This window comes from Nonomuraea terrae, assembly GCF_044465245.1.
Lineage (GTDB): Bacteria > Actinomycetota > Actinomycetes > Streptosporangiales > Streptosporangiaceae > Nonomuraea > Nonomuraea terrae.
Genome location: NZ_JBITLL010000007.1, coordinates 440091 through 462493 on the forward strand (window position 1 = coordinate 440091; position 22403 = coordinate 462493).

Sequence of the window (22403 nt, forward strand, 5' to 3'; positions counted from 1 at the left end):
TAGGATTTTTCCCGATTTAGAGTCTCACGTCGGCCGCCAGGGCGGAAACCTCCTCCTCGTCCAGTCGCCCGTCCGCCACGATCGTCACGACGCGCCTGGTCAGCGTGCTCTCCACCACCAGCGGCGCGTCCCAGGCCAGCGCCTGCCCGACCCCCGGATACTCCGCCACCCGGACGAACCACGGGTCGCCGTCGGCCTGGACGAAGATCAGTGTCCAGTCCCTGTCCTGCGGCGTGGTGCCGGACATCGCCACCCACCGGCCCCGGCTGCCGTGCACCGCCCGCTCGTCCCCGGGCAGCGTGGTGCGCGCGGTGGAGGTGCTGGGGGCGCGCCAGAAGAAGCCGCCGTAGCCGGCGCCCGGCCGCCCCTTGGTGGCCGAGCTCTGGACGGCCAGGGGAGCGCCGGTGAGGTTCGTCAGCGTGAACGCGAAGTCCAGCGCCCAGGCGTCACCGACCGGCCGCGCCGCGACCGTGCGTTCCTCGCGGGCCATCGGCCGGCCGCCGGGGCCGACCCACTCCAGGTGCTCGGTGAAGCCGTCGTCCGCCAGCCGGGAGAAGGCCACGTGCCGCTGCGTGCCGTGGTCGTCCAGCCAGCCGGGGCCGCGGTCCTTGACGTACGTGCGGCCGCCCCAGAAGTTCGCGCCGCCGAGGTCGGAGATCGCCACGCCGACGCCCAGGTGGTGCACGTGGTCGGGCGGCCGGACCTCGGTGACCTCCACGCCCCCGCGCGTGCGCACGTGGTGCAGGTACGGCCGGGGCGAGTCGGTCGCCGGCAGGTCGGGACGCCAGTCGTACGCCGCCACCGGCTCACCCGCCACCAGCAGTTCCACCCGCGTCCAGGGGGCGCCCAGCTCGGAGTAGAGGGCCAGCTCCCGCGCGCTGCGCGCGGTCAGCTCGGCCACGCCGGGCAGCACCCGGCCCACGACCTCGCCGGCGGCGTCCCGTTCCACGACCTGGTGCCGCTCGGGGATCGGGACCGGCTCGGTGGCCAGTCGCACGGCGTCCAGCACCTGGGTGAAGGTCTCGGTGGCCGGCAGCGGGACCAGCAGGTCCGCGCCCGTGCGGACGTGGTCGGCGAGGTTCTCCAGCAGGTCGGTGCGCTCGTACACGGTCGTCGTGCGCGAGCCGTCGGCGAGCTCGACCGTGAGCCGGTCCTCGGTGTAGACGAGTGTGGCCGTGCCGCGCTCGCCGTGCACGACCAGGTACGGCTCGTGCCGCTCCTTGGCGCAGAGCGTCACCGCGATCGTGATCACCGGCCCGTCCGCCATCCGGATGCGCACGCACGAGGTGTCGTCCGACTCGATCGGGAAGGCGTGGTAGAGCTCGGTCTCGATCCGCGCGATGGGGCCGTCGGCCAGCGCGAGCGCGGTGGCGACGGCGTGCGCGAACGGGTTCGTCAGGGCGCCGTCCACCACGTCCGCGCCGTCGAGGCGGCGCCGGCCCGCCCACGGCGAGCGGGTGAAGTAGGCCGCGGGCCGCACCCACGCGCCCGCGCCGCCGATGCCGCGCACCTTCCCGAGAGTCCCGTTCGCGATCAGTTCGCGCAGCGCGGGGACGGCCGCCGAGCCCAGCGACTGGAACCCGACCTGGCAGGCCCGCCCGGTCCGCGCCGCCGCCTCGGCGATCCGCCGGTGCGCCTCGGGCGTGGCCGCGGGCGGCTTCTCCAGCAGCACGTGGGAGCCGGCGCGCAGCGCGGTCACCGCGAGGTCGGCGTGCGTGTGGATCGGCGTGCACACGATCGTGATCTCCGCGCCGGTCTTCTCGATCAGCTCGCCCAGGTCGGACGACTGCGGCGGCGCCGCGAAGTCCACCTCCACCGGGCGCAGGTCGCAGATCCCGGCCAGCTCGACCACGCCGAGGCCGGTGAGCCTGCGCAGGTTGCGTAAGTGGTGCTGCCCGTGCCCCTGCGCGCCGGCCAGCACCACCTTCACCGGCGCCATCACGACCACCTCAGCCCGAGCCCGGCGTGCCCGCCCGCGCGCAGCACGCCTGCGGCGATCCGCACCGGGTACGGCTCAGCCAGCAGCCCCAGCCGGGCGAACGACGCGTCCTCCACGTCCTCGACCATGACCGGCAGCGGCAGGGCCAGCGCCAGCTGCCCGGACAGCTCGCTCAGCAGGTGCGGGTAGACCGGCACGTCGTACGTCCTGGCCAGCTCGGCGATCCGCAGGAACGGCGTGATCCCGCCGACCCGCACGACGTTGGGCTGCACCACGTCACACGCGCCCGCCGCGAGCAGGTCACGGAAGCCGTAGGTGGTGTAGACGTTCTCGCCGACCGCGACCGGCACGTCGATCGAGCGGCGCAGCTCCACGTGCGCGGCCACGTCGTCGGCCGGCAGCGGCTCCTCGACCCAGTGAAGATCGAACTCGCGCAGCGCGGCGATCGCCCGCCGCGCCCGGTGCAGGTCCCACCGCTGGTTCGCGTCGATCATCAGCAGCCGGTCGGGGCCGATCACCTCACGCACCGCGGCCACCCGCTCGACGTCCCGCGCGAGGTCCGGCCGGCCCACCTTGATCTTGACACCGTGGAAACCGGCGGCCACCCAGCGCCGGGCCTGCTCGACCAGCTCGTCCAGCGAGTAGTGCAGGTTGACGCCGCTGCCGTAGACCGGCACCTCGTCGCGCCGCCGCCCGAGCGTGTCGGCCAGGCCCCGCTCACCGCAGCGCAGGTCCCACAGCGCGAGGTCGATCCCGGCCAGCGCGATCGTGGTGATCCCGCCGGGGCCGGCCTCGCGCAGATGCCGCCAGAGCCGGTCCCACACCACCTCGGGGTGCGCGGGCAGGCCGATCAGCGCCTCACGCAGGTCGTGGTCGAGCAGCGCCCGCACGGCGTGCGCGCCGATCTGCGGCGTCCACGCGAACCCGGTGCCGGTGCGGCCGTCCTTGAGCGTGACGTGCGTGACGACCACGTGGTTGTACGGCACGTCCGCGCCCCACGGCCTCGGCAGCGCGACGGTGCGCAACTCCGTCCGCAGATCAACGATCATGAACGAGCTCCAGGCCGGTCTTGACGAGCGCGTCCAGCTCGCCCAGGTGCTCGTCGGTGAGCTCGACCAGCGGCGGCCGGACGGTGCCCACGTCCAGGCCGCGCAGCCGGACGGCCGCCTTGACCAGGGAGACCGCGTAGCCGGGGACCTTGGCGCGCAGGCGGACCAGCGGTGCGTAGAACTCGGTCAGCAGCCGCTCGTCGCCGTTCAGGTAGGCCAGCGCGATCTCGGGGGCGAAGGCGAACACCGCGCTGGAGTACAGCCGCACGCCGAGGCCGCGGTAGGCCGGCATGGTCAGCTCGGCCGTCGGCAGGCCGTTGAAGAACAGGAAGTCCGGATACCGCTCGCGCACCGCCAGCACGGTCCGCTGCATGCGGTCGATGTCGCCCACGCCGTCCTTGAGCCCGATGACGCCCGGCAGGCCGGCCAGCTCCACCACGGCGTCCGGGTCGAGCACCACCGAGCCGCGCTGGTAGACGATCACCGGCAGCTCCGCGGCGACCGCGCGCACGTACGCGGTGAACCCGTGCCCCGGCCCCTGCGCCAGGTACGGCGGCATGAGCAGCAGCCCGTCGGCGCCCGCCGCACGGGCGGCCCGCGCCTGGTTCACCGCCGTCCCCAGCGGCCCGCCCGCGCCCGCGAACACCGGGACACGGCCGCCCACCGCCTCGGCGGCCACCCGGACGGCCCGCGCGTGCTCCGCCTCCGACAGGGCCGAGAACTCGCCCGTGCCGCACGCCGCGAACACACCGCCAGGACCGTGCTCCATGCCCTGCCGGACGTGCTCGGCCAGCACGTCCTCGGCGAGCGCGCCGCCCGCGTCGAACGGGGTCACCGGGAAGAACAGCACACCGCTGAGATTCATTCGGTCTCATCCTTGAGTTCGGAACGCCAGCTGCGCCGGGGTCGCCAGCCGAGCAGGCGCGTCGCCTTGGCGGTCGAGAAGGCCGGCAGGGTGCCGGTGAGCCCGGCCGCGAACGGCTCGGTGCCGGGCACGACATGGGGGAGCAGGTCGGCCAGGGGTTTCCTGGCCAGCGCGTCGGCCGCGCCGGCGAAGAACACCTCGCCGTTCGGCACGTCGGGCAGGGCCTCGGCGAGCACGGCGATCAGCTCGGCGGCGTCGCGGGCGTCGATGTAGTTGAACAACGACACCCCGCCCAGATCCGGCCGGTCGAGCCGCTCGCGCACGGTGTGACCCGACTGCGTGGGCGCACCCGCCCACTCCTCGGGCGGGATGACGAAGCACGGCCGCACCGCCGCCATGCGGGTGCTCCCCGCCACGGCGAACGCCTTCATGGTCTGCTCGGCCACCACCTTGGACAGGTTGTAGGCGTTCCACGGCCGGACCGGGTGCTCCTCGTCGATCGGCAGGTACGACGGCGCCCAACCGCCCGGCGCGCCGTACCCGATGACGGTGGGGCTGCTGGCCACCACCACGCCCGCCACCTTCAGGGCCACCGACGCCTCGCACACGTTGAAAGCGAGCCGCGTGTTGACCTTGAAGATGACCGACTCCGGGGCGCTGAACGGCGTCGCGATGGCGGCCAGGTGGATCACCGACTCGGGCCGGAACCTCGCCATCACCTCGAACGCCTCACCGGTGTCGGTCAGGTCGGCCGGGAACGTGACGGCGGCCTCGGCGGGGGTGCCCGGGGCGCGGTCGACACCGATGACCTCGTGCCCGGCCGCCGCGAGAGTGGTGACCACGCTGCGGCCGAGGCGTCCGGCGCTTCCGGTGACGAGGACTCTGCTCACCGTGAGGGGCTCCTTCAGGACTGCAAACAGTTGCACCAAACCTTTGTGTCAGGAAGGCCGGGCCGTCAAGAGGTGATTTGCTGCCTGGCCCTCTAGCTGGGGGTTCCCGAGGAGGGCAGAAGCGGGGTTGAGGGGCAAGCGCTTTCACGCCGGACCGGGATTCTGCAAGCGGTTGCGTTATGGTGGGCGACTGTGACAGTGACGATTCGTGATGTGGCCCGGGCGTCCGGCGTGCATGTGTCCACTGTGTCCCGGACGTTCTCCGCTCCCCACATGGTGAACGCCACCACCCGCACGCGGGTCCTGGCGGTGGCCGAGGAGCTGGGCTACCGGCCCAACCGGGCGGCGCGGGCGCTCACGACCGGTCGTACGCACAACCTCGGTCTCATCGTGGCGGACATCGCCAACCCGTTCTTCCCGCCGCTGATCAAGGCCGCCCACGCGGCCGCCCGCCAGCGCGACTACCACCTGTTCGTGGCCGACACCGACGAGGAGCCGGCCGCCGAGGAGGAGCTCGTGCAGGCGTTCTCCAAGCAGGTGGACGGCGTGGTGCTGTGCAGCCCGCGCTCGTCCAACAAGGCGCTGGAACGGCTGGCCGAGCGGGTGCCGTTCGTGGTCATCAACCGGCGGCTGCGCGGCGCGGCCACGGTGCTGATGGACGTCGGCCACGGCGCGAAGCTCGCGGTCGAGCACCTCGCCGGGCTCGGGCACACCCGGGTGGCCCTGGTGTCGGGCCCGTCCGGCTCGTGGACGAGCGCCGAGATCCGTACGGCCGCCGAGCAGGTGCCGGGCGTGGAGCTGGTCGTCGTCGGCCCCAACGCGCCCATCGAGCGGGGCGGCTTCGCGGCGGCGCGGCGGGTGCGCGACTCCGGCGTGACCGGCGTGCTGGCCTACAACGACCTGGTGGCCATCGGGCTCATCGAGGGGCTCGGGGAGCTGGGGCTGAGCGTGCCGGAGGACATCAGCGTGGTGGGGATCGACGACATCGTGCCCGGACGGCTGAACCGCCCGAAGCTCACCACGGTCGCCATGCCGACGGCCGCCGCCGGGCGGCTGGCGGTGGATCTGCTCATCCAGGAGGTGAGCGCGACCACCTCGCTGGAGACGCGCCTGGTCGTCAGAGACTCCACTGCGGCTCCACGGTAGCGTGCTGCTGCAAACGGTTGTACTAAACCGGAGCGAAATTCGTCTGACTTATCAGCTGGCCACGTCGTTCAACTGGGAAAACGTGCTGGCGATATATCGGTAACGGCTATGTAACGTCTGCAAAGGGTTGACGGAACTTTCCGGACGGCTATAGGAAAGCGCTATCCATTCACATCTCGCCGGAAGGTCCGTGATGACGAATGAGTTCCGTCATGGCTGACTCGGTGGCGGTGAAGCCCCGGGACGCGGTGACCGAACCCGCACGCGGCGGCCACCGCTCCACCAAACGTTCCCGCCGCGAGGCGCGGGCCGCCTACCTCTTCCTGGCGCCCTGGTTCGCCGGCCTGCTCGTCATCACCATCGGCCCGATCGTGGCCTCGCTGTACCTGTCGTTCACTGACTACAGCCTGCTCGATGAGGCCACGTGGGTCGGCTGGGACAACTACGTCCGGATGTTCACGCAGGACCCGAGGTTCCTCAACTCCCTCTGGGTGACCACGGTGTACGTGGTCGTCTCGGTGCCGATGCAGCTGGCCTTCGCGCTCGCGCTGGCGCTGGTGCTCGACCGGGGGTTACGCGGCCTGCCGATCTACCGCTCGATCTTCTACCTGCCCTCGCTGCTCGGCGGCAGCGTCGCGATCGCGATCCTGTGGCGCAAGGTGTTCGGCGCCGACGGGCTGGTCAACGCGGTGCTGGCGATCTTCGGCATCCAGGGCACCGGCTGGGTCGCCCACCCCGACTACGCGCTGGGCACGCTGATCCTCCTGCACGTGTGGACGTTCGGCGCCCCTATGATCATCTTCCTGGCGGGCCTGCGGCAGATCCCGAGCAGCTACTACGAGGCCGCCGCGGTGGACGGCGCCGGGCCGGTGCGGCAGTTCCGCGCGATCACGCTGCCCCTGCTGACGCCGATCATCTTCTTCAACCTGGTGCTGGAGCTCATCAAGTCGTTCCAGTCGTTCACGCAGGCGTTCATCGTGAGCAACGGCAGCGGCGGACCGGCCGACTCCACGCTCTTCTACACGCTCTACCTCTACCTGCAAGGGTTCAGGGACTACGACATGGGCTACGCGGCCGCGATGGCCTGGGTCCTGATGCTGATCATCGCCGGGCTCACCGCGGTGAATTTCCTCGCTTCCAAGTATTGGGTCTTCTATGGCGACACCAAGTAGGCCGATCCCGTTCCTGTTCCGCCCGATCAGGGGCGGACGGCTCGTCAAGCACGCGCTGCTGATCGCCTTCGGCCTGGTCATGATCTATCCGCTGCTCTGGATGATCTCCAGCTCCCTCAAGCCCGAGGATCTCATCTTCCGGGAGCCGGGGCTGTGGCCCAGCCAGGTCACGCTGGAGAACTACACCGCCGGCTGGACGGCGCTCAAGCATTCCTTCGGCTACTACCTGTGGAACTCCGCGGTCGTCACCGGGCTGTCGGTGGTCGCGAACCTGGTGGCCTGCTCGCTGGCGGCCTACGCCTTCGCGCGGCTGGAGTTTCCGCTGAAGAAGCTGTGGTTCACGCTCATGCTGGGCGGGATCATGCTGCCGTACCACGTGACGATCGTGCCGCAGTACATCATGTTCTCGAAGCTCGACCTGATCAACACGATCTGGCCGCTCCTCATGCCGAAGGTGCTGGCCACCGACGCGTTCTTCATCTTCCTCATGGTGCAGTTCATCCGGACGCTGCCCACCGAGCTGGACGAGGCCGCGGAGATCGACGGGGCCGGCTACTGGCGGATCTTCAGCAGGGTCGTCATGCCGCTGTGCCTGCCCGCGCTGGCCACGACGGCGATCTTCACGTTCATCTGGACGTGGAACGACTTCCTCAGCCAGTTGCTGTACCTCAACAATCCTGACAACTTCACCGTGCCGGTAGCGTTGCGCACGTTCTTGGACGCCAGCAGCGACTCCTCGTGGGGGCCCATGTTCGCCATGTCGATCATCGCACTCGGCCCCATCTTCGGGTTCTTCCTGGCCGGCCAGAAATACCTGATCCGTGGTATCTCCACCACGGGCCTGAAGTAGCTCATCCCCCCAACTGAAACCCCCTACAGGAGGTCAAGCCGTGAGCTCAGGCAAGAGAAAGTGGTCCGCGGCATTACTCGCCGCCGCTCTGCTGGCGGTCACCGCGGCCTGTGGCGGCGGAGGCGACGGCGGCGAGGGCGCCGGCGGCACGGTCACGCTGCGCTTCTCCTACTGGGGCAGCGACGCCCGGCAGAAGATGACCGAAGAGGCCATCGCGAAGTTCGAGGCGAAGAACCCGACCATCAAGGTCGAGGGCGAGTTCTCCGACTTCGACAGCTACTACGAATCACTGTCGACGAAGGTCGCGGCCAGTGACGCCCCCGACGTCATCCAGCTGGAGATCCGCGCCCTGCGCGAATACGCCGACCGCGGCACCCTGGCCGACCTGTCCAGCTCGGTCAACGCCGCCGACATCGACGCCAAGCTGCTGGCCACCGGCGCCATCGACGGCAAGCAGTTCGCCATCCCGAACGGCGCCAACGCCTTCTCCCTGATGGTCAACCCCGCCCTGGTCGAGAGCAGCGGGCAGAAGCTGCCCGACGACACCACGTGGACCTGGGACGACTACGTCGACCTGGCCTCCAAGATCACCGCAGGGAGCGACGGCAAGGTCACCGGCACGCAGCTCAGCTGGAACCCGGCGTACCTGGAGATCTACGCCGCGCAGAAGGGCGAGTCCTTCTACCAGGGCAACCAGCTCGCGATGTCCCCCCAGACCATCAAGGAATGGTGGGCCATCATGCAGAAACTGATCGAGACCAAGGGCTCGCCCGACGCGGCCAAGAGCGCCGAGGTCGGCGCGACCAGCGTCGACCAGTCGCTGCTCGGCACCAACACCGGCGCGATGGGCATGTGGTGGAGCAACCAGCTCGGCGCGGCGGCGAGCGCCTCGGGGCAGAACCTCGAGCTGCTGCGGATGCCGAAGCTGGAGGGCGCCACGACCGGCGGCATGTTCATGCAGCCGGCGATGTTCCTGGCCGCCTCGTCGCAGTCGGAGCACGCGGCCGAGGCCGCCAAGTTCATCGACTTCATGATCAACGACCCGGAGGCGGGCCAGATCATCCTCAGCGACCGCGGCCTGCCGGCCAACGCCAAGGTGCTGGCGGCGGTCAGGGACAAACTGCCGGAAGCCGACCAGAAGACCCTGGCCTTCCTCGACGAGGCCAAGAGCGAGCTGAAGGACCCGCCGGCGGCCCCGCCGAAGGGCGCCAGCGCCATGGAGGACATCCTCACCCGCTACTCCGAGGAGGTCATGTTCGGCCGGATGACCCCGGACGACGCCGCGGCGAAACTCATCGCCGAGGCCAACGCCTCGATCGCGGGCTGACAGCAAGAGGAGAGACATGAAGTACGCGTTCGTCGGGCTGGGGCACCGCGCGCAGATGTACGTCGACGCGCTGCTCGGGGAGTGGCGCGACGCCGGCACCATCGTCGCCCTGTGCGACACGAACCGGACCCGCATGGCCTACTACGCCGAGCGGATCGGCGGCGAGGTGCCCTGCTTCGGGCCCGCGGAGTTCGACAAGGTGCTCGAGCTCGCCGACGCGGTCATCGTCACCACCGTCGACGCCACGCACGCGCGCTACGTGTGCGCGGCGCTCGACGCCGGCCGCGACGTCATCGTGGAGAAGCCCCTCACGACCGACGCCGAGGGCTGCGCGGCCATCGCCGCGGCGGCCGAACGCAGCGCCGGCAAGCTGGTCGTCACCTTCAACTACCGCTACTCGCCGCGCAACTCGGCCGTGCGCCGCCTGCTGATGGAGGGCGCGATCGGCGAGGTGACGTCGGTGCACTTCGAGTGGACGCTGGACACGATCCACGGCGCCGACTACTTCCGCCGCTGGCACCGCGAGCGCGCCAACTCCGGCGGCCTGCTCGTGCACAAGTCCACCCACCACTTCGACCTGGTCAACTGGTGGCTCGGCGCGGCGCCCGAGCTCGTCTTCGCCCAGACCGACCTGCGCTTCTACGGCGCCGGCAACGCCAGGAAGCGCGGCCTGGAGGAGCGGCCCGCGCGCGGGCAGGGCGCGCCGGGCCTGGGCAGCGACCCGTTCATCCTCGACATCTCCCAGGACCCCCGGCTCAAGAGCCTCTACCTGGACGCCGAGCACGAGGACGGCTACCTCCGCGACCAGGACGTCTTCGGCGAGGGCATCGACATCGACGACAACATGTCGGTGCTCGTCCGCTACACCAACCGGGCGATCCTGACGTACTCGCTGCACGCGCACGCGCCGTGGGAGGGCTACCGGGTCGCCTTCAACGGCACCGAGGGCCGGCTGGAGCTCGACGTGGTCGAGCGCGAGTGGGCGCCGCCGCACGCCGCCATCGACCCGAGCGCGGCCGCCAAGGAGCACGCGACCGGCTCGTCGGAGCGGCTCACGCTGCGCCGCCACTGGAGCCCGCCGGAGGAGGTGCCCATCGAGAGCGGCGCCGGCGGGCACGGCGGCGGCGACCGGCTGCTGCTCGACGACGTCTTCCGCGGCCCCGGCGGCGACCCGCTGGCCCGGCAGGCCGGCTACCGCGACGGCATCCGCAGCGTGCTGACCGGTCACGCGGCCAACGTCTCGGCCCGCACCGGGGCTCCCGTCCACCTGGCCGACGACGGCACGCGTGTTCGCTGAGCTGGCCGGGGTCGCCGCGGCGCAGTTCGGGCCGACGCCGGCGCTGCCCGGGGTCGAGCTGCGGGCGGCGGCGCGGGACGCCATGGGGGTGCTCGACCTGACCGCGCGGGACGTGCGGGTCGAGCGCACCTGGACCGACGGCGACCTGCGGGGCGAGGAGCTGTCCTGGACGGTCGGCTTCGGGCCGCGCACGGGGGCGTACCTGCTGCGGCCCCGTGACGCGGACGGGCCGCTGCCCGGCGTGGTGGCGCTGCACTGTCACTCCAGCATGAAGTGGGCCGGCAAGGACAAGATCGCCGATGGTCCCGAAGGGCCGTCGCCGGAGGTGCGCAGGCTCAGGGACGCCGTCTACGGCGGGCGCGCCTTCGCCGGGGCGCTGGCCCGGCGCGGCTTCGCCGTGCTCGCGCACGACGTGCTCGCCTGGGGCAGCCGCCGCTTCCCGCTGGACGTCCCCGACGGCCCCGGGAGCGAGCCCGACCGGTACGACGCCGCCGCCCGGGAGCACGAGCACGTCGTGGCCAAGCACTGCGCGGCGCTCGGCACGTCGTTCGCGGGTGTGGTGGCAGGGGAGGACCTGGCCGCGGCGGCCTACCTGCGCTCGCGGCCCGACGTGGGCCCGGTCGGCTGCGCCGGGCTGTCGGGCGGCGGCTTGAGGGCGGGCCTGCTCGGCGCGTTCGACCCCGAGATCAGGGCCGTCGTGGTGGCGGCCATGATGTCGTCGTACCGCGATCTGATCGGCACGCACGTGCACCGGCACACCTGGATGCTCTACCCGCCGGGGCTGCCGCGGCTGGGCGACTGGCCCGACCTGGTCGCCTCGCGCGCGCCCGCGCCGCTCATGGTGCAGTACGCGCTGCGCGACGAGCTGTTCCCGGAGGCGGGGATGCGCCGGGCGCACGCCGTGATCGAGGAGCGCTACCGGGGCGCGCCCGAGGCGTACGAGGCGGTCTTCGCCGACGTGCCGCACAGCTTCGACGTGCCCCGGCAGGAGCAGGCCTTCGACTGGCTGGCGGCGCGGCTGACCTGAGGGAGACCGGCGACCCGTCGCGCCGCGGCGGGACCAGCCGGGCAGCACCGCACAGCGGCGCGTCCCGGCGCTACGGTGGTCGAATCCCGCCCGCCGAAGTTCCGTCAGATGTCGGGTGATCCCTGTCGGCGCCGCGGATAGGGTCGGCTGACCAGACGGAGATCCAGCCCGGCCACGGGGTGCACCGCGGGTGACAGCGCCGCGCTCTTCGCTGCCGTCGGGCCAGGTCCTCCGTCGGCCGCCGCGCTGACATGGAGTGATTCACGATGACGCGAGGAACGCCACGCCTGGGAATCTCCACTCTGCTGGTCGTGCCGGCGCTGGTGGCGCTCACCGCCGCCGTGACCGCCGCACCGGCCACCGCCGACCCGCTCCCGGGGCCGGTCTTCGCCGACGGGCAGGCCCAGATCGTGTCCGAGTTCGCCGATCCCGGCACCTGGATCCGGGAGCGATTATGGGTGGAGACGGAGTTCGACTCCGACGGCGACGGCCGGCTCGACCGCATGCACGTGGACGTGACCAGGCCGGGGCCGACCGCCGACGGGCTGAAGGTGCCGGTGGTCTACGAGACCAGCCCGTACTACGCGGGAACGGCCTCGACCCAGCGGCAGTACTTCTGGAACGTCAACACCGAGCTCGGCAAGGAGCCTCCGCCCCGGGCCTCGCCGCCCCCGATCGCGTTCAGGCCGGACCGGACCGCCGTGTCGACCAGCGAGGTCAGCACCTGGGTGCCGCGCGGTTTCGCGGTCGTGCACTCGGACTCGCCCGGCACCGGGCTGTCCGAAGGCTGCCCGACGGTGGGCGGGGCCAACGAGTCGCTGGCGCCGAAGGCGATCGTCGACTGGCTGAACGGCCGGGCGAAGGGCTACACCAGCGTCGTCGGCGGCGAGCAGGTCGCGGCCACCGGATGGTCCACCGGCAAGGTCGGGATGACCGGTACGTCGTACAACGGGACGCTTCCCCTGGCGGCGGCCACGACCGGGGTCGAGGGGCTGGAGGCGATCGTGCCGATCGCGCCGAACACCTCCTACTACCACTACTACCGCTCGAACGGGCTGGTCCGGCACCCGGGCGGCTGGCTGGGCGAGGACATCGACTACCTCTTCGACTACATCAGCAGCGGCTATCCGGACCGCCGGGAGTACTGCGCCCAGCACGTCCGCGTCGACCTGATGAACCGGCACCAGGACCGGGCGACCGGTGACTACAACGACTTCTGGGCGGGGCGGGACCTCCTCAACGCGGTGCGCGGAGTCCGGGCGGCCACCCTGATGGCGCACGCCTTCAACGACTGGAACGTGGTGCCGGAGCACAGTGTCCGGATCCTCGACGCGCTGAAGGCGCAGGGCACACCGGTCCAGGCGTACTTCCACCAGGGCGGGCACGGCGGCGCGCCGCCGCTGGACATGCGCAACCGGTGGTTCACCCGCTATCTCTACGGGCAGCACAACGACGTCGAGAACGACCCCCGGGCCTGGATCGTCCGCAACGAGACCGGGGAGAGCCGGCTCACGCCCTACGCCGACTATCCGAACCCCGAGGCGGCGCCGGTCGGCCTGACGTTGCAGCAGGGCGGCGGCACCACCGGCGGGCTGACCTCGCTGGCCCGGGCGGACAGCGGCACGGAGCAACTCGTCGACGCCGGTGACCTGGCCTGCAACGCGGGCACCCTGGCCACCCAGGCGTCGGAGCACCGGCTGCTCTACGTCACCCCCGAACTCAGCGCGCCCGTGCACATCTCCGGCACCGCCCAGGTCCGGATCCGGCTGGCCGTGAGCAAGCCGGCGGCGAACCTGTCGATCGCGCTGGTCCGGTTGCCGTGGACCAGCGGGGTGGGCTGCGAGTCCAGCACCCGCGGCTCGACGACCAGCATCATCACCCGTGGCTGGGCCGACCCGCAGAACAACCGTTCGCTGCGGCGCGGCGACCCGCTCGAACCCGGCGAGTTCGTCGAGCTGACCGTGCCGTTGCAGCCGGACGACCAGGTCGTCCCCGCGGGGTCGCGGATCGGGCTGATGATCTTCTCGACCGACCACGAGTTCACCCTGCATCCCGCGCCGGGCACCGTGCTCACCGTCGACCTCGCAGGAACGTCGGTCGACCTGCCCGTCGTCGGCGGGCCGCTCGCGATGCCGATCTGCGCCGAGCCGGACGCCCGGCCGACGGTGGTGGTCGGCGAAGTCGACAGCGGGGTGCCCAACCGTACGCTGGCCGGCACCTGCACGGTCAACGATCACATCCTCGACACGGAGGACTGGCCGAACCACGGGCAGTTCGTGCGGCACGTGACCGAAGTCGCCGACCGGCTCGTCGCGGCGGACCTGATCAGCGCCCAGGAACGCTCCGCACTCGTCCGCGCCGCCGCTCGGTCGAACGTCGCCAAGTGAGCCCGCTCGAATAATGCAGTAAAGCGGGCGCAATATCCGATATCGCGATATTCGCCCAATGGAGGGATATCTTCGATTTTATCTTTTATTGAGGGCGCCTGTTTCGCCGATCGCGGCGATTTTCTGGCCATGGTGTGACCGGCCGCTTACCTTTGTCTGGTGGGCGGAGACCGTGACGTCATGATTCTGATCATTATCGCGTTCGCGTTCGTCATCGTCGGCCGACGGCTGCAACGCGCAATCGATCTCTACAACAAGTGGCAGGACGCCGTCGCCAATCTCGCGAAGGCCGTCGCGGCGCTCCCCGGCATCCGCGGCGACTTCTGGCGCGGTATCGGCACTTTGCTGAAGGTGGCGTTCGTGGCCACCATTCTGTTCTGGGCGGCGATCAATCTCGATCTGCTCACTGACTAGCTGGGCCCGCGGGCGCTTTTGCGGGGACGGAAATGGCGACCGCGGTGAGCGGCTTGCCGCATGCATTGATGAATGCGGCAAGCCGCTCCGGGCGAAGCTCTAGGGCAGGATCGCGTCCACGTAGCCGCCGTCCACGCGCACCGCGCCGCCCGTCGTCGCCGAGGCGAACGGCGAGCTGAGGTAGACCACCATGTTCGCGATCTCCTCGGGTTCGATGAGGCGCTGGATCAGCGACTGCGGGCGGTGCTCGCGCATGAACGCCCGCTGCGCCTCCTCCCACGGCAGCTCGCGGTCCACCAGCTGGTAGACGAAATCCTCCACGCCGCCGGTGTGCGTGGGCCCCGCGATCACCGAGTTGACCGTCACCCCGGTGCCGGCCGCCTCCTTGGCGAAGCCTCGCGAGACGGCCAGCAGCGCGGTCTTCGTCATGCCGTAGTGGATCATCTCGGCCGGGATGACGACGGCGGAGTCGCTGGCGATGTACTGGATCCGGCCCCAGCCGCGCTCCTTCATGGCCGGCAGGTACGCGCGGGTCAGGCGCACCGCGGCCAGCACGTTGACCTCGAAGTAGCGCCGCCACTCCTCGTCGGTGATCTCCAGCGCCGGCGTGGCTCCGAAGATGCCCAGGTTGTTGACCAGGATGTCGACGTCGGGGAGCATCCGCAGCACCTGCCCGCAGCCCTCCTCCGTCGAGACGTCGCCGGGCGCCGCCACCAGGTCGAGGCCCGATTCCATCCGTTCGACGGCTGCCGCCACCGAGGCCTCACCGCGGCCGTTGACGCCGACACGGGCGCCCGCCCGGGCCAGGCCGGTGGCGATGGCCGCCCCGATGCCCTGGGTGGAGCCGGTGACCAGAGCCGTCTTTCCGCTGAGATCGATTCGCACGATGTTCCCCCCTGCCCGCCCATTCTGCGCGATCACCTCACGACCGCTCGCACCGGGGCAGTGATACGTAGGGTGGTGTTGGCGTGGAAGGGGCGTGCGTGCACCGGATCCTGTGGATCGTCTCGGCAGTGGCATTGGTGGTCGTCATGGTCGGGGCCATGGTCGTCCCCGACGACCCCGAAGAGCCGCCCGGCGACGGGTGCCCGCCGCGCGACACCCGCGTGACAGCCCCCTACGCGGTCACCGGCTACTGGGTGATCCCGCGCGCCGACCGGTGCGTCACCCGCAGCATGGTCGAGGGGATCCGCAGGATCGGCGGCGACACGCTGATCACGTTCGGCCCCCGGTTCGCCGTCGGGTCCGACCCCGACTGCGTGATCGACGGCCGGCCGTGCGCCGAGGTGCCGGGCACCCGGATCCGCCACGTCTACTCGTACACGACCAGCGAGGAGTTCGGGAAGGGCATGCTGCGCTGCCCCGGGCTCGACCGGCGGGTGGTGGTCGGTGAGCGGATCTTCTACCGGCTGTCGCTGGCCGCCTCCTGCACCGACCCCGAGCACGACCTGGTGATCGTCTCCACCGACGGCGACGGGATCGGCCACCTCATGACCGAGGCGAGCGCGTACGGCATGACGGTCTTCCCGGGGCTGCCCGCGGCGCCGCAGCGGGAGGGCAAGCCGTGGGAGCCCGACCTCGACCACGTCGACGCGCTCAACGCCTTCACCGCGCGGGTGCTGGCCGACTACCGGCAGCGGTTCCAGGCGATGACGGCGTTCGGCGGGGTGTACCAGTCGTTCGAGCTGGCCATGCGGGCGCGCTCCGACACCGACCCGATCATCGCCCTGTACGCGGCCCAGCACGAGGTCGTGGCCGCGGCGCTGCCCGGCAAGAAGCTCGTGGTCAGCCCGTACATCGACGGCCGGCGCGGCCGCGGGTTCCCGCCGGAGCAGACCGAGGAGGGGCTCGCCGACATCGCCTCCACGCGGGCCGGCCTGCCCATGGCCGTCGCCGTGCAGGACGGGCGGGGCACCGGCAAGGTGCCGGTGCACGGCGAGCAGGAGGACGGCGCCGTGGTGGCTCCCCGGCTGGCGCCGGTCGTCGGCCAGGTGACCTACGAGCAGGGTTACTACGGCTCCACGCGCGAGTTCATGGTGGCGGCGGCCCGGCGGGTGCCCGACGGGGTGGAGCTGTGGGCGAACGTCGAGGGTTTCGAGCCCACCCCGGTGCCGGGGGAGTGCGGCCGCGTCGACCCCCTGCCGCTGCGCGGGCGCACCACCAAGGCCCGGCTCGACCAGCAGGTCATGGCGGTGGCGCCGTACTCCGCGAAGATCATTTCGTACGGGTGGGAGCCGTTCTTCACCTGCCAGGACCGGCCCGGCGCGCCGTCGCTGGCCGACGGCATCGCGCAGGGGTGGCAGCAGCCGATCATCGTCAACGCCTACCCCAAGGAGATGAACGGGCGGCCGGGCGTCCTCGTCGAGGGCTACCACCTGCGCGGCGGCACGCTGCGTTTCGGCGAGGCCGCCGTGGCGCAGGAGTGGCACGCGGGCGGGCGACTGGAGTCGGCCTGGGCGCCGCACACCCCTTCGGGGCCGTGGACGGCGATCACCGCCACGAACGGCGCCGGCCACACCAGCACGAGCCCGTACGTGATGCCGGGTCAGGCCCCCGTCCCCAGGTGACGGGGGCCGCAGGGGGGTTACGCGGGGATCGACCGGGTGAAGTCCCGCAGGGCGTTCGCGAACGCGGCGGGTTCCTCCAGGTGACCCAGGTGCGCGCTGTCCTCCAGCACGACCAGCCGTGACCCAGGAATCAGGGCGTGGAGTTCCTCCGCCCACCGCGGGCCGCACTGCACGTCGTACCGGCCGACCACGACCAGGGTGGGCACGGCGAGCGACGGGAGGGTGTCCCGGTCGTCGATGATGTCGGGCTCCAGGTTCTCGTCGAGGGACGAGATGTAGGTGCAGGAGATCGTCTCGCGCAGGCTGCCGAACTCGTTCTCGCGCTCCCAGTAGCGCGCGAAGAAGACCGGCATCAGGTCACGCAGTGTTGTGGTGATCTCCTCGTCGTCGGTGACGCTCATGGACCGGAGCCCGTGGAGCACCCTGGGGAGGTCGGGCTGACCCTCGTGCCGCCGGACGAACTCCTCGATCTTGGTGCCGGCCTCGGCGATGTGCGGCGGGCCCGTCACCGGGGCGCTCTCGTACAGCACCAGGCCGCTGAGCCGGTCGGGGTGGTGCAGCGCGAAGTACTGGGCCACGAAACCGCCGTGCGAGTGCCCGAGGAGGATCACCCGGGGCAGGGACAGCCGATCCAGCAGGCCGACCAGGCTTCTCGTGTAGCGCTCACGGCTGTAGCCGTCCGGATGCGACGGCAGGCGTTGCGAACCGCCGGTGCCGAGCGGCTCGACGTACACCATGGTGAGGAACTCCTCCGCGGCCGGCATGCGCAGGGACTCCCAGATCACGCCGGGCCCGCCTGGCATGGCCACGCAGACCGGGCCCGAGCCGTACACGTGGTACCGCTGGGTCAGGCCGTCCACCACGACGTCGTGGGCGCCGGGGGACAACAGGTCTTTCTCCATCGAAATCTCCATGTGGGAGGTAGTCGGACACCCACAAGATGCGGCGGGGCCGGAGAAGTTCGATGCGGGAAGAGTGATCCGCGCCACCCTCAGCCGGCGTGGAAGAGCCGCAGCTGGTGCATCCGGCCGTTCTGCATGGACATCAGCCAGGCGACCGCCGGAGGGCAGTGGTGCGGATCGTCCGGCGGGTTCACCATGTCCATCTCCCAGATGGTGGTGTCGCTGCTCGCGACGGCGGTCACGAAGCGCTGACGCACGCCCGCCTCCAGATCGCTCACCATGCCCCGGATCAGGAAGTCCCGGTCGCCCACCCGCTGCCGTCCGGAGTAGTAGGCGACGTCAGGCGTCCACCGCTCGGCCGCCAGCTCCGCGAACCGCCCCTGCTCGACCGCGGCCAGGGTCTCCGCCGCCTCCAGTGCGCTCGCGCGTGACCGCGCGGACGCGTCGCCGTGCGCCGCGTCCGCGGTCGCGGCCATCGCCTCGGCCAGTCTGCCCCTGGCCTCGCTGAGCCTGCTGCGCACCGTGCCCACCGGCACGCCGCACAGGGCGGCGATCTGCTCGTAGGAAGGAGTGCGGGGGCTGAAGTGCCGCAGCATCACCGTCATGCGCAGGGTGGGGGACAGCTCGTCGATCGCCCGCCAGAGCCAGTCGCGCATCGCGTGCCGGTCGATGACCTGCTCGGGGCCCGCTTCCGTCGCGAGCGCCGCCAGGTCAGGGACCGGCGTCGTGGCGCCCGCCGAGCGCAGGTGAGCGCGGCAGACGTTACGCACGATCATGCGCAGCCACGCGCCGCAGGACTCCGGCCGCCGCACGTCGCCGATACGCCGCAGGGCGATCATGGACGCCTCCTGCACGGCGTCCTCCACGTCGGGCACGTTGCCCAGCACGCTCAGGGCCACCGCCCGCATGCCGGCCCGGTGTTTCTCCAGCAGCGCGCCCAGCGCGGGCACCTCGCCGTCCCGGGCGGCGCGCAGCAGCTCCTGATCGGAGATGTCGCCTCTCACTCGCCCCAGGGTACGCAGGCCGTTCTCGCGAGCTGCCGTGACGTAGGCCGGTTCCACCCTGAGGCCGGGCCTCGGTCGCCCAGCACGAACGACCGCGTCGCGCGCCGAGGGAGCGGCGCTCGCCGTCCGTGTGCCCCACCTCGGCGGCCGGCTCGCGCTCGACGCCTACAGCGGCGTCTTTCGCTGACACCAGGTCTCAGGTCAGGGCGGACACCAGGATGTCGGCCAGCAGGGCCGCCTGCGTGCCGTCCTCGTCGAGGTCGGGGTTGTAGATCGTGAGCTGCAGGCCGGCGGCGCCGGGTAGGGCGAGCAGCCCACGGAGCAGGCCGGTCAGCCCGTCCGCGTCGAGGCCGCCCGGGGTGGGGCTGTCGACGGCCGGCAACACCGACGGGTCGAGCACGTCGGCGTCGACGTGGATCCAGAACCCGTCGAGGTCGTCGCGCACGAGCACCTCCTCGACGGCGGCGAGCGGGATGTCCGCTCCCGGGACGTACGCCAGCCCGCTGTCCGCCACGTCGCGCAGGTCCTCCTCGTCGCGGACGCCGAGCACGATCACGTCCTCGTCCCTGACGTACGGCCGCAGGCCGTCGATGTCCGTCAGGTGGTCCTCGCCCCGGCCGGTGACCAGGGCGAGGTCCTCGCCGGCCGCCGAGACGACGTAAGGGGAGTTGCCCAGGTGGCGGAAGTCGGCGTGCGCGTCCAGGTACGCCACCCCATAGCGGCCCTCGCGGCGCAGCGCCAGGGCGGGGCCGAGCAGGATCGAGCAGTCGCCGCCCAGCAGGATCGGGAACCCGCCGTCCGCCCTGATGGTGCTCACCCGGCCGGCCAGGGCGCGGGCGTAGGCGGCGATCGCTGGGCCGTTGCGCACGCCGTCGCCCTCCTTCCACGTGGCCACGTAGCGGGGCGGGACCAGCGCTCCCGCGTCGGCAGCGCCGAGCCGCGCGAGCAGGCCCGTGTCGCGCAGCGCCCACGGGGCCTTGTAGCAGCCGGGGACCGTGTCGGGAGCGGGCTGGCGCAGGCCGAGGTTGGAGGGGGCGTCGAGGACTGCCAACCTCCTGTCAGGGGTTATTGTGTTCATAGTCGTGACGGTAACAGGAGGTGGGCGGATGCGCCAGTACGCCGAGACGGGTCTCGTGGCCCTCGATCTCGCCAACACGTGGGACGAGTACCTGGACGACCCTGAGCGGCTGCCCGACGCCGAGGCCCTGCGCCGGTTCTGCGCCGAGCTGGGCGAGCCCTGGGCCGGCGAGCCGGACGCGCTGTGGCAGGTGCGCGAGGTGCGCCGGAGGCTGCGCGCGATCCTGGCCGACGAACCCGCCGAACGCACCCACACCCTGGCGCTGTGGGCCACCGAGCTGCCGGTGCGCGCGGTCGTGGCGGAGTCGGACGGGGCTCCCGTCCTGCGGCTCGCCGCCCCCGAGCAGGCGGCGCTCACCGAGCGGCTCGCCGTGCGCGCGGTGGCGGAGCTGCTGGACGTCGCGGCGGCCGGCGACTGGGAACGCCTGCGGCTGTGCGCCGCCCGCCCGTGCCGCGACGCGTTCGTCGACCGCAGCCGCCCGGGCCGCCGCCAGTTCTGCTCCACCCGCTGCGCCAACCGCGCCCACGCCGCCGCCTCCCGCGCCCGCCACCGCTGACCGTGCGCGCCCCTCTGTCTCCGCGCCTGTCAGCGACTGACCGTGCGCGCCCCTGTCTCCCGCGCCTGTCACCCGACTGACCGTGCGCGCCGGCCGGCGGTCGCCGATGCCCTCTCCGGCAGGTGTTGCCGCCGAGGCCGGCGCGGCCGTCCGGCGTGTCTGACACGGGTGTTCGTTCGTGGCGGGGAAATGTCGGTGGGGGTCGGTAGCTTTCCCTCACCCCCCGATTGATGGAGGTTGGCCGATGTACCGACAGGGTGACATCCTGCTCGTCCCCATTGCCGATGAGTCCGCGCCGAGCTCGGTGCGGCCGGAGCCGCGGGATGCCCGCGGGCGGCTCGTGCTGGCGTACGGCGAGGCGACCGGGCACTGCCACGCGATCCCCGGGCCGGGCACGCTGTCCCGAGGCTTCCTGCACCTGCCCGAGGGCGGGCGTCTCGTGCACGAGGAGCACGAGGCGATCTCCCTGCCGAAGGGCTGGTATCGCGTGGTGCGGCAGCGCGAATACGTCCCGGGCTCCTATCGGGTGGTGGCCGACTGATGGAGACGTTGACGTGGGAGGGCGTCGCCCTCGCGACCGGGCCGGGCGGCGACGCCGAGGCAGCGGTGCGGCAGGCGTACCGCGAGGCGGGGCTGGCCGAGCCCGACCAGGTGGTCGTGCTGGCCTCTCCCGCGGCCGGAGCCCTGGCCGCCGCCTGGCTGACAGGTGGCGACGAGATGCGCCGCACGCTGGCGGCGTCCGTGCTCGGCGCGTTCGCTGAAGGCAGTCCTGAGCAGGTGCCGGCCGCCGTCGAGAGCAGCGACGCGCAGGCGCCGCCCGCCGCCGTGGGCGGTGCCGGGCAGGGGTCGGCTGTCGCCGTGGGCGGTGCCGAGAAGGCGTCGGCCGTCGCTGACGGCAGGGTGGAGCAGGCGTCGGGCGGTGCCCAGGGCGGCGTCGAGGCGGTGTCGGCCCTCGTCGCAGATCCGGCGTTTCAGGCCCTGCTGGGGTTCGGCGATCCCGGGCGGAGCGTGCGCGACGCCGTTCGCACCCGTCCGTGGGAGCGGGCGAGAGCGGTCGCGTACGGCGAGCTGGGCGCCACCGGCTGGGCGGCGCTCTGGGACGACACGGGCGGGCGGCTCTGGCCGGCGGTCGATCGGCTGGTCCGCGACATCCGCCGGGGCATCGCCGACCTGGGCGGTGAGGCCGTCCGGCTGGTGACTCTCGATGCGGTCCTGGGCCAGCACGACGCCCCCTGGTTGTCGGCGTTCGACGGGTTCCACGACGCAGACCCGGCCGGCGGGCCTGCCGCCTTGGGCGGCGACGGCCGGAGCGACAGTCGGAGCGACGGGCGGAGTGACGGGCGGAGCGACGGGCCGGGCGGAGCGGGCGGGCTCGCGGGGCTCAGACGGGTGGCGGAGAGCGCCGGGTGGTGGTGGCCGTACGAACGGCTGGCGATCGTCACGCGGCGGCCCGTCGAGCTGCACCTCGACGACATGGGGCGGCTGCATCGCGGCGACGGCCCGGCCCTGGCGTACGCCGACGGGTTCGCCCTGCACGCCTGGCACGGCATGCCGGTCCCCGCCGGGTTCGGGGCCACGCTGGGCGAGCTCACCCCCGAACGCATCCGCTCCGAACCGAACGCCGAGCTGCGCCGCGTCATGCTGGAGCACTTCGGTTTCGACCGCTACCTGGCCGAGTCCGAGGCGCGGCCGGTCCACTCCGACGAGACCGGGGTGCTGTGGCGGATCGAGCTGCCCGGCGACGAGCCGCTGGTCATGGTGGAGGTGGTCAACTCCACGCCCGAGCCCGACGGCACCCGCCGCACCTACTTCCTGCGCGTCCCGCCGTGGGTGGCGCGGGCCCGTCAGGGTGTCGCCTGGACATTCGGGACAACCGAGGAGGACTACCGCCCTCGACGCGAAACCTGACCCACCGCCCACGTTCCCGTGGATC

20 protein-coding genes are annotated in these 22403 nt (G+C 71.8%); 12 read left to right on the top strand and 8 right to left on the bottom strand.

The window, feature by feature from the left end; genetic code table 11:
- Nucleotides 1-16: 16 nt before the first annotated feature.
- From ACIBP6_RS36095 to ACIBP6_RS36110, 4 genes are read right to left on the bottom strand one after another with little or no spacing between them, the layout of a single operon-like run.
- Entirely contained in the window at nucleotides 17-1939 is a 1923-nt protein-coding gene (locus tag ACIBP6_RS36095; RefSeq protein ID WP_397058296.1) for a DUF6807 family protein, read from the bottom strand.
- Nucleotides 1939-2988: a mandelate racemase/muconate lactonizing enzyme family protein gene (locus ACIBP6_RS36100; protein WP_397058298.1), complete on the bottom strand. Its 1050-nt coding sequence runs from the start codon at nucleotides 2986-2988 to the stop codon at nucleotides 1939-1941. Before ACIBP6_RS36100 ends, ACIBP6_RS36095 begins: the two co-directional genes overlap by 1 nt.
- On the bottom strand, nucleotides 2978-3853 hold the full coding sequence (locus ACIBP6_RS36105) for a 5-dehydro-4-deoxyglucarate dehydratase (protein WP_397058299.1): 876 nt from the start codon (nucleotides 3851-3853) through the stop codon (nucleotides 2978-2980). The genes ACIBP6_RS36100 and ACIBP6_RS36105 overlap by 11 nt, the downstream gene beginning before the upstream one ends.
- Nucleotides 3850-4743 carry an NAD-dependent epimerase/dehydratase family protein gene (locus tag ACIBP6_RS36110; protein ID WP_397058301.1) on the bottom strand — a complete coding sequence of 298 codons (894 nt, stop codon included), beginning with the start codon at nucleotides 4741-4743 and terminating at the stop codon, nucleotides 3850-3852. Before ACIBP6_RS36110 ends, ACIBP6_RS36105 begins: the two co-directional genes overlap by 4 nt.
- 192 nt (nucleotides 4744-4935) lie before the next feature.
- Between ACIBP6_RS36110 and ACIBP6_RS36115 the strand changes: the two genes are divergently transcribed.
- The 8 genes from ACIBP6_RS36115 to ACIBP6_RS36150 all read left to right on the top strand — a co-directional run bounded on the left by ACIBP6_RS36115 (nucleotide 4936) and on the right by ACIBP6_RS36150 (nucleotide 14363).
- Complete coding sequence (locus tag ACIBP6_RS36115) at nucleotides 4936-5889, top strand: LacI family DNA-binding transcriptional regulator (RefSeq protein WP_397058303.1); 954 nt, start codon at nucleotides 4936-4938, stop codon at nucleotides 5887-5889.
- A 212-nt stretch (nucleotides 5890-6101) separates the two neighbouring features.
- Nucleotides 6102-7061: a carbohydrate ABC transporter permease gene (locus ACIBP6_RS36120; protein ID WP_397058305.1), complete on the top strand. Its 960-nt coding sequence runs from the start codon at nucleotides 6102-6104 to the stop codon at nucleotides 7059-7061.
- Nucleotides 7045-7911, top strand: coding sequence for a carbohydrate ABC transporter permease (locus tag ACIBP6_RS36125; protein WP_397058307.1), 867 nt, complete (start codon nucleotides 7045-7047; stop codon nucleotides 7909-7911). Before ACIBP6_RS36120 ends, ACIBP6_RS36125 begins: the two co-directional genes overlap by 17 nt.
- A gap of 40 nt (nucleotides 7912-7951) precedes the next feature.
- Nucleotides 7952-9238, top strand: a complete 1287-nt coding sequence (locus ACIBP6_RS36130; RefSeq protein ID WP_397058309.1) for an extracellular solute-binding protein — start codon at nucleotides 7952-7954, stop codon at nucleotides 9236-9238.
- 16 nt (nucleotides 9239-9254) lie between these two features.
- Entirely contained in the window at nucleotides 9255-10535 is a 1281-nt protein-coding gene (locus ACIBP6_RS36135; RefSeq protein ID WP_397058311.1) for a Gfo/Idh/MocA family protein, read from the top strand.
- Complete coding sequence (locus ACIBP6_RS36140; protein ID WP_397058313.1) at nucleotides 10525-11562, top strand: hypothetical protein; 1038 nt, start codon at nucleotides 10525-10527, stop codon at nucleotides 11560-11562. Before ACIBP6_RS36135 ends, ACIBP6_RS36140 begins: the two co-directional genes overlap by 11 nt.
- A gap of 266 nt (nucleotides 11563-11828) precedes the next feature.
- On the top strand, nucleotides 11829-13949 hold the full coding sequence (locus ACIBP6_RS36145; RefSeq protein WP_397058315.1) for a Xaa-Pro dipeptidyl-peptidase: 2121 nt from the start codon (nucleotides 11829-11831) through the stop codon (nucleotides 13947-13949).
- Nucleotides 13950-14129: 180 nt separating this feature from the next.
- The gene (locus tag ACIBP6_RS36150; RefSeq protein WP_397058317.1) at nucleotides 14130-14363 is read left to right on the top strand and encodes a hypothetical protein; all 234 of its coding nucleotides are present in this window, start codon (nucleotides 14130-14132) and stop codon (nucleotides 14361-14363) included.
- 99 nt (nucleotides 14364-14462) lie between these two features.
- Here the strand turns inward: ACIBP6_RS36150 and ACIBP6_RS36155 are convergent, their stop codons facing one another.
- Complete coding sequence (locus ACIBP6_RS36155) at nucleotides 14463-15248, bottom strand: SDR family NAD(P)-dependent oxidoreductase (protein WP_397058319.1); 786 nt, start codon at nucleotides 15246-15248, stop codon at nucleotides 14463-14465.
- Between the two features lie 98 nt (nucleotides 15249-15346).
- Between ACIBP6_RS36155 and ACIBP6_RS36160 the strand changes: the two genes are divergently transcribed.
- On the top strand, nucleotides 15347-16930 hold the full coding sequence (locus ACIBP6_RS36160) for a DUF4434 domain-containing protein (protein ID WP_397058321.1): 1584 nt from the start codon (nucleotides 15347-15349) through the stop codon (nucleotides 16928-16930).
- A 17-nt stretch (nucleotides 16931-16947) separates the two neighbouring features.
- Here ACIBP6_RS36160 and ACIBP6_RS36165 read toward each other — a convergent pair whose 3' ends face one another.
- The 3 genes from ACIBP6_RS36165 to ACIBP6_RS36175 form a co-directional block, all read right to left on the bottom strand.
- The gene (locus ACIBP6_RS36165; protein WP_397058323.1) at nucleotides 16948-17832 is read right to left on the bottom strand and encodes an alpha/beta fold hydrolase; all 885 of its coding nucleotides are present in this window, start codon (nucleotides 17830-17832) and stop codon (nucleotides 16948-16950) included.
- 89 nt (nucleotides 17833-17921) lie between these two features.
- On the bottom strand, nucleotides 17922-18836 hold the full coding sequence (locus tag ACIBP6_RS36170; RefSeq protein ID WP_397058325.1) for an RNA polymerase sigma factor: 915 nt from the start codon (nucleotides 18834-18836) through the stop codon (nucleotides 17922-17924).
- Between the two features lie 196 nt (nucleotides 18837-19032).
- Nucleotides 19033-19914, bottom strand: a complete 882-nt coding sequence (locus ACIBP6_RS36175) for an arginase family protein (RefSeq protein ID WP_397058326.1) — start codon at nucleotides 19912-19914, stop codon at nucleotides 19033-19035.
- Nucleotides 19915-19942: 28 nt separating this feature from the next.
- Between ACIBP6_RS36175 and ACIBP6_RS36180 the strand changes: the two genes are divergently transcribed.
- The 3 genes from ACIBP6_RS36180 (at nucleotide 19943) to ACIBP6_RS36190 (ending at nucleotide 22378) form a co-directional block, all read left to right on the top strand.
- The gene (locus ACIBP6_RS36180) at nucleotides 19943-20470 is read left to right on the top strand and encodes a CGNR zinc finger domain-containing protein (protein WP_397058328.1); all 528 of its coding nucleotides are present in this window, start codon (nucleotides 19943-19945) and stop codon (nucleotides 20468-20470) included.
- Between the two features lie 244 nt (nucleotides 20471-20714).
- Nucleotides 20715-21011, top strand: coding sequence for a hypothetical protein (locus tag ACIBP6_RS36185; RefSeq protein ID WP_132612090.1), 297 nt, complete (start codon nucleotides 20715-20717; stop codon nucleotides 21009-21011).
- On the top strand, nucleotides 21011-22378 hold the full coding sequence (locus ACIBP6_RS36190) for a DUF6745 domain-containing protein (RefSeq protein WP_397058330.1): 1368 nt from the start codon (nucleotides 21011-21013) through the stop codon (nucleotides 22376-22378). Before ACIBP6_RS36185 ends, ACIBP6_RS36190 begins: the two co-directional genes overlap by 1 nt.
- The last annotated feature ends 25 nt before the right edge of the window (nucleotides 22379-22403 follow it).

Excerpts from the sequence above, each read along its gene's own strand:
- ACIBP6_RS36095 (WP_397058296.1), bottom strand. The coding sequence starts at position 1,939 with ATGGCGCCGGTGAAGGTGGTGCTGGCCGGCGCGCAGGGGCACGGGCAG.
- ACIBP6_RS36100 (WP_397058298.1), bottom strand. The coding sequence starts at position 2,988 with ATGATCGTTGATCTGCGGACGGAGTTGCGCACCGTCGCGCTGCCGAGG.
- ACIBP6_RS36105 (WP_397058299.1), bottom strand. The coding sequence starts at position 3,853 with ATGAATCTCAGCGGTGTGCTGTTCTTCCCGGTGACCCCGTTCGACGCG.
- ACIBP6_RS36120 (WP_397058305.1), top strand. The coding sequence starts at position 6,102 with ATGGCTGACTCGGTGGCGGTGAAGCCCCGGGACGCGGTGACCGAACCC.
- ACIBP6_RS36125 (WP_397058307.1), top strand. The coding sequence starts at position 7,045 with ATGGCGACACCAAGTAGGCCGATCCCGTTCCTGTTCCGCCCGATCAGG.
- ACIBP6_RS36135 (WP_397058311.1), top strand. The coding sequence starts at position 9,255 with ATGAAGTACGCGTTCGTCGGGCTGGGGCACCGCGCGCAGATGTACGTC.
- ACIBP6_RS36145 (WP_397058315.1), top strand. The coding sequence starts at position 11,829 with ATGACGCGAGGAACGCCACGCCTGGGAATCTCCACTCTGCTGGTCGTG.
- ACIBP6_RS36150 (WP_397058317.1), top strand. The coding sequence starts at position 14,130 with ATGATTCTGATCATTATCGCGTTCGCGTTCGTCATCGTCGGCCGACGG.
- ACIBP6_RS36165 (WP_397058323.1), bottom strand. The coding sequence starts at position 17,832 with ATGGAGAAAGACCTGTTGTCCCCCGGCGCCCACGACGTCGTGGTGGAC.
- ACIBP6_RS36175 (WP_397058326.1), bottom strand. The coding sequence starts at position 19,914 with ATGAACACAATAACCCCTGACAGGAGGTTGGCAGTCCTCGACGCCCCC.
- ACIBP6_RS36180 (WP_397058328.1), top strand. The coding sequence starts at position 19,943 with ATGCGCCAGTACGCCGAGACGGGTCTCGTGGCCCTCGATCTCGCCAAC.
- ACIBP6_RS36185 (WP_132612090.1), top strand. The coding sequence starts at position 20,715 with ATGTACCGACAGGGTGACATCCTGCTCGTCCCCATTGCCGATGAGTCC.
- ACIBP6_RS36190 (WP_397058330.1), top strand. The coding sequence starts at position 21,011 with ATGGAGACGTTGACGTGGGAGGGCGTCGCCCTCGCGACCGGGCCGGGC.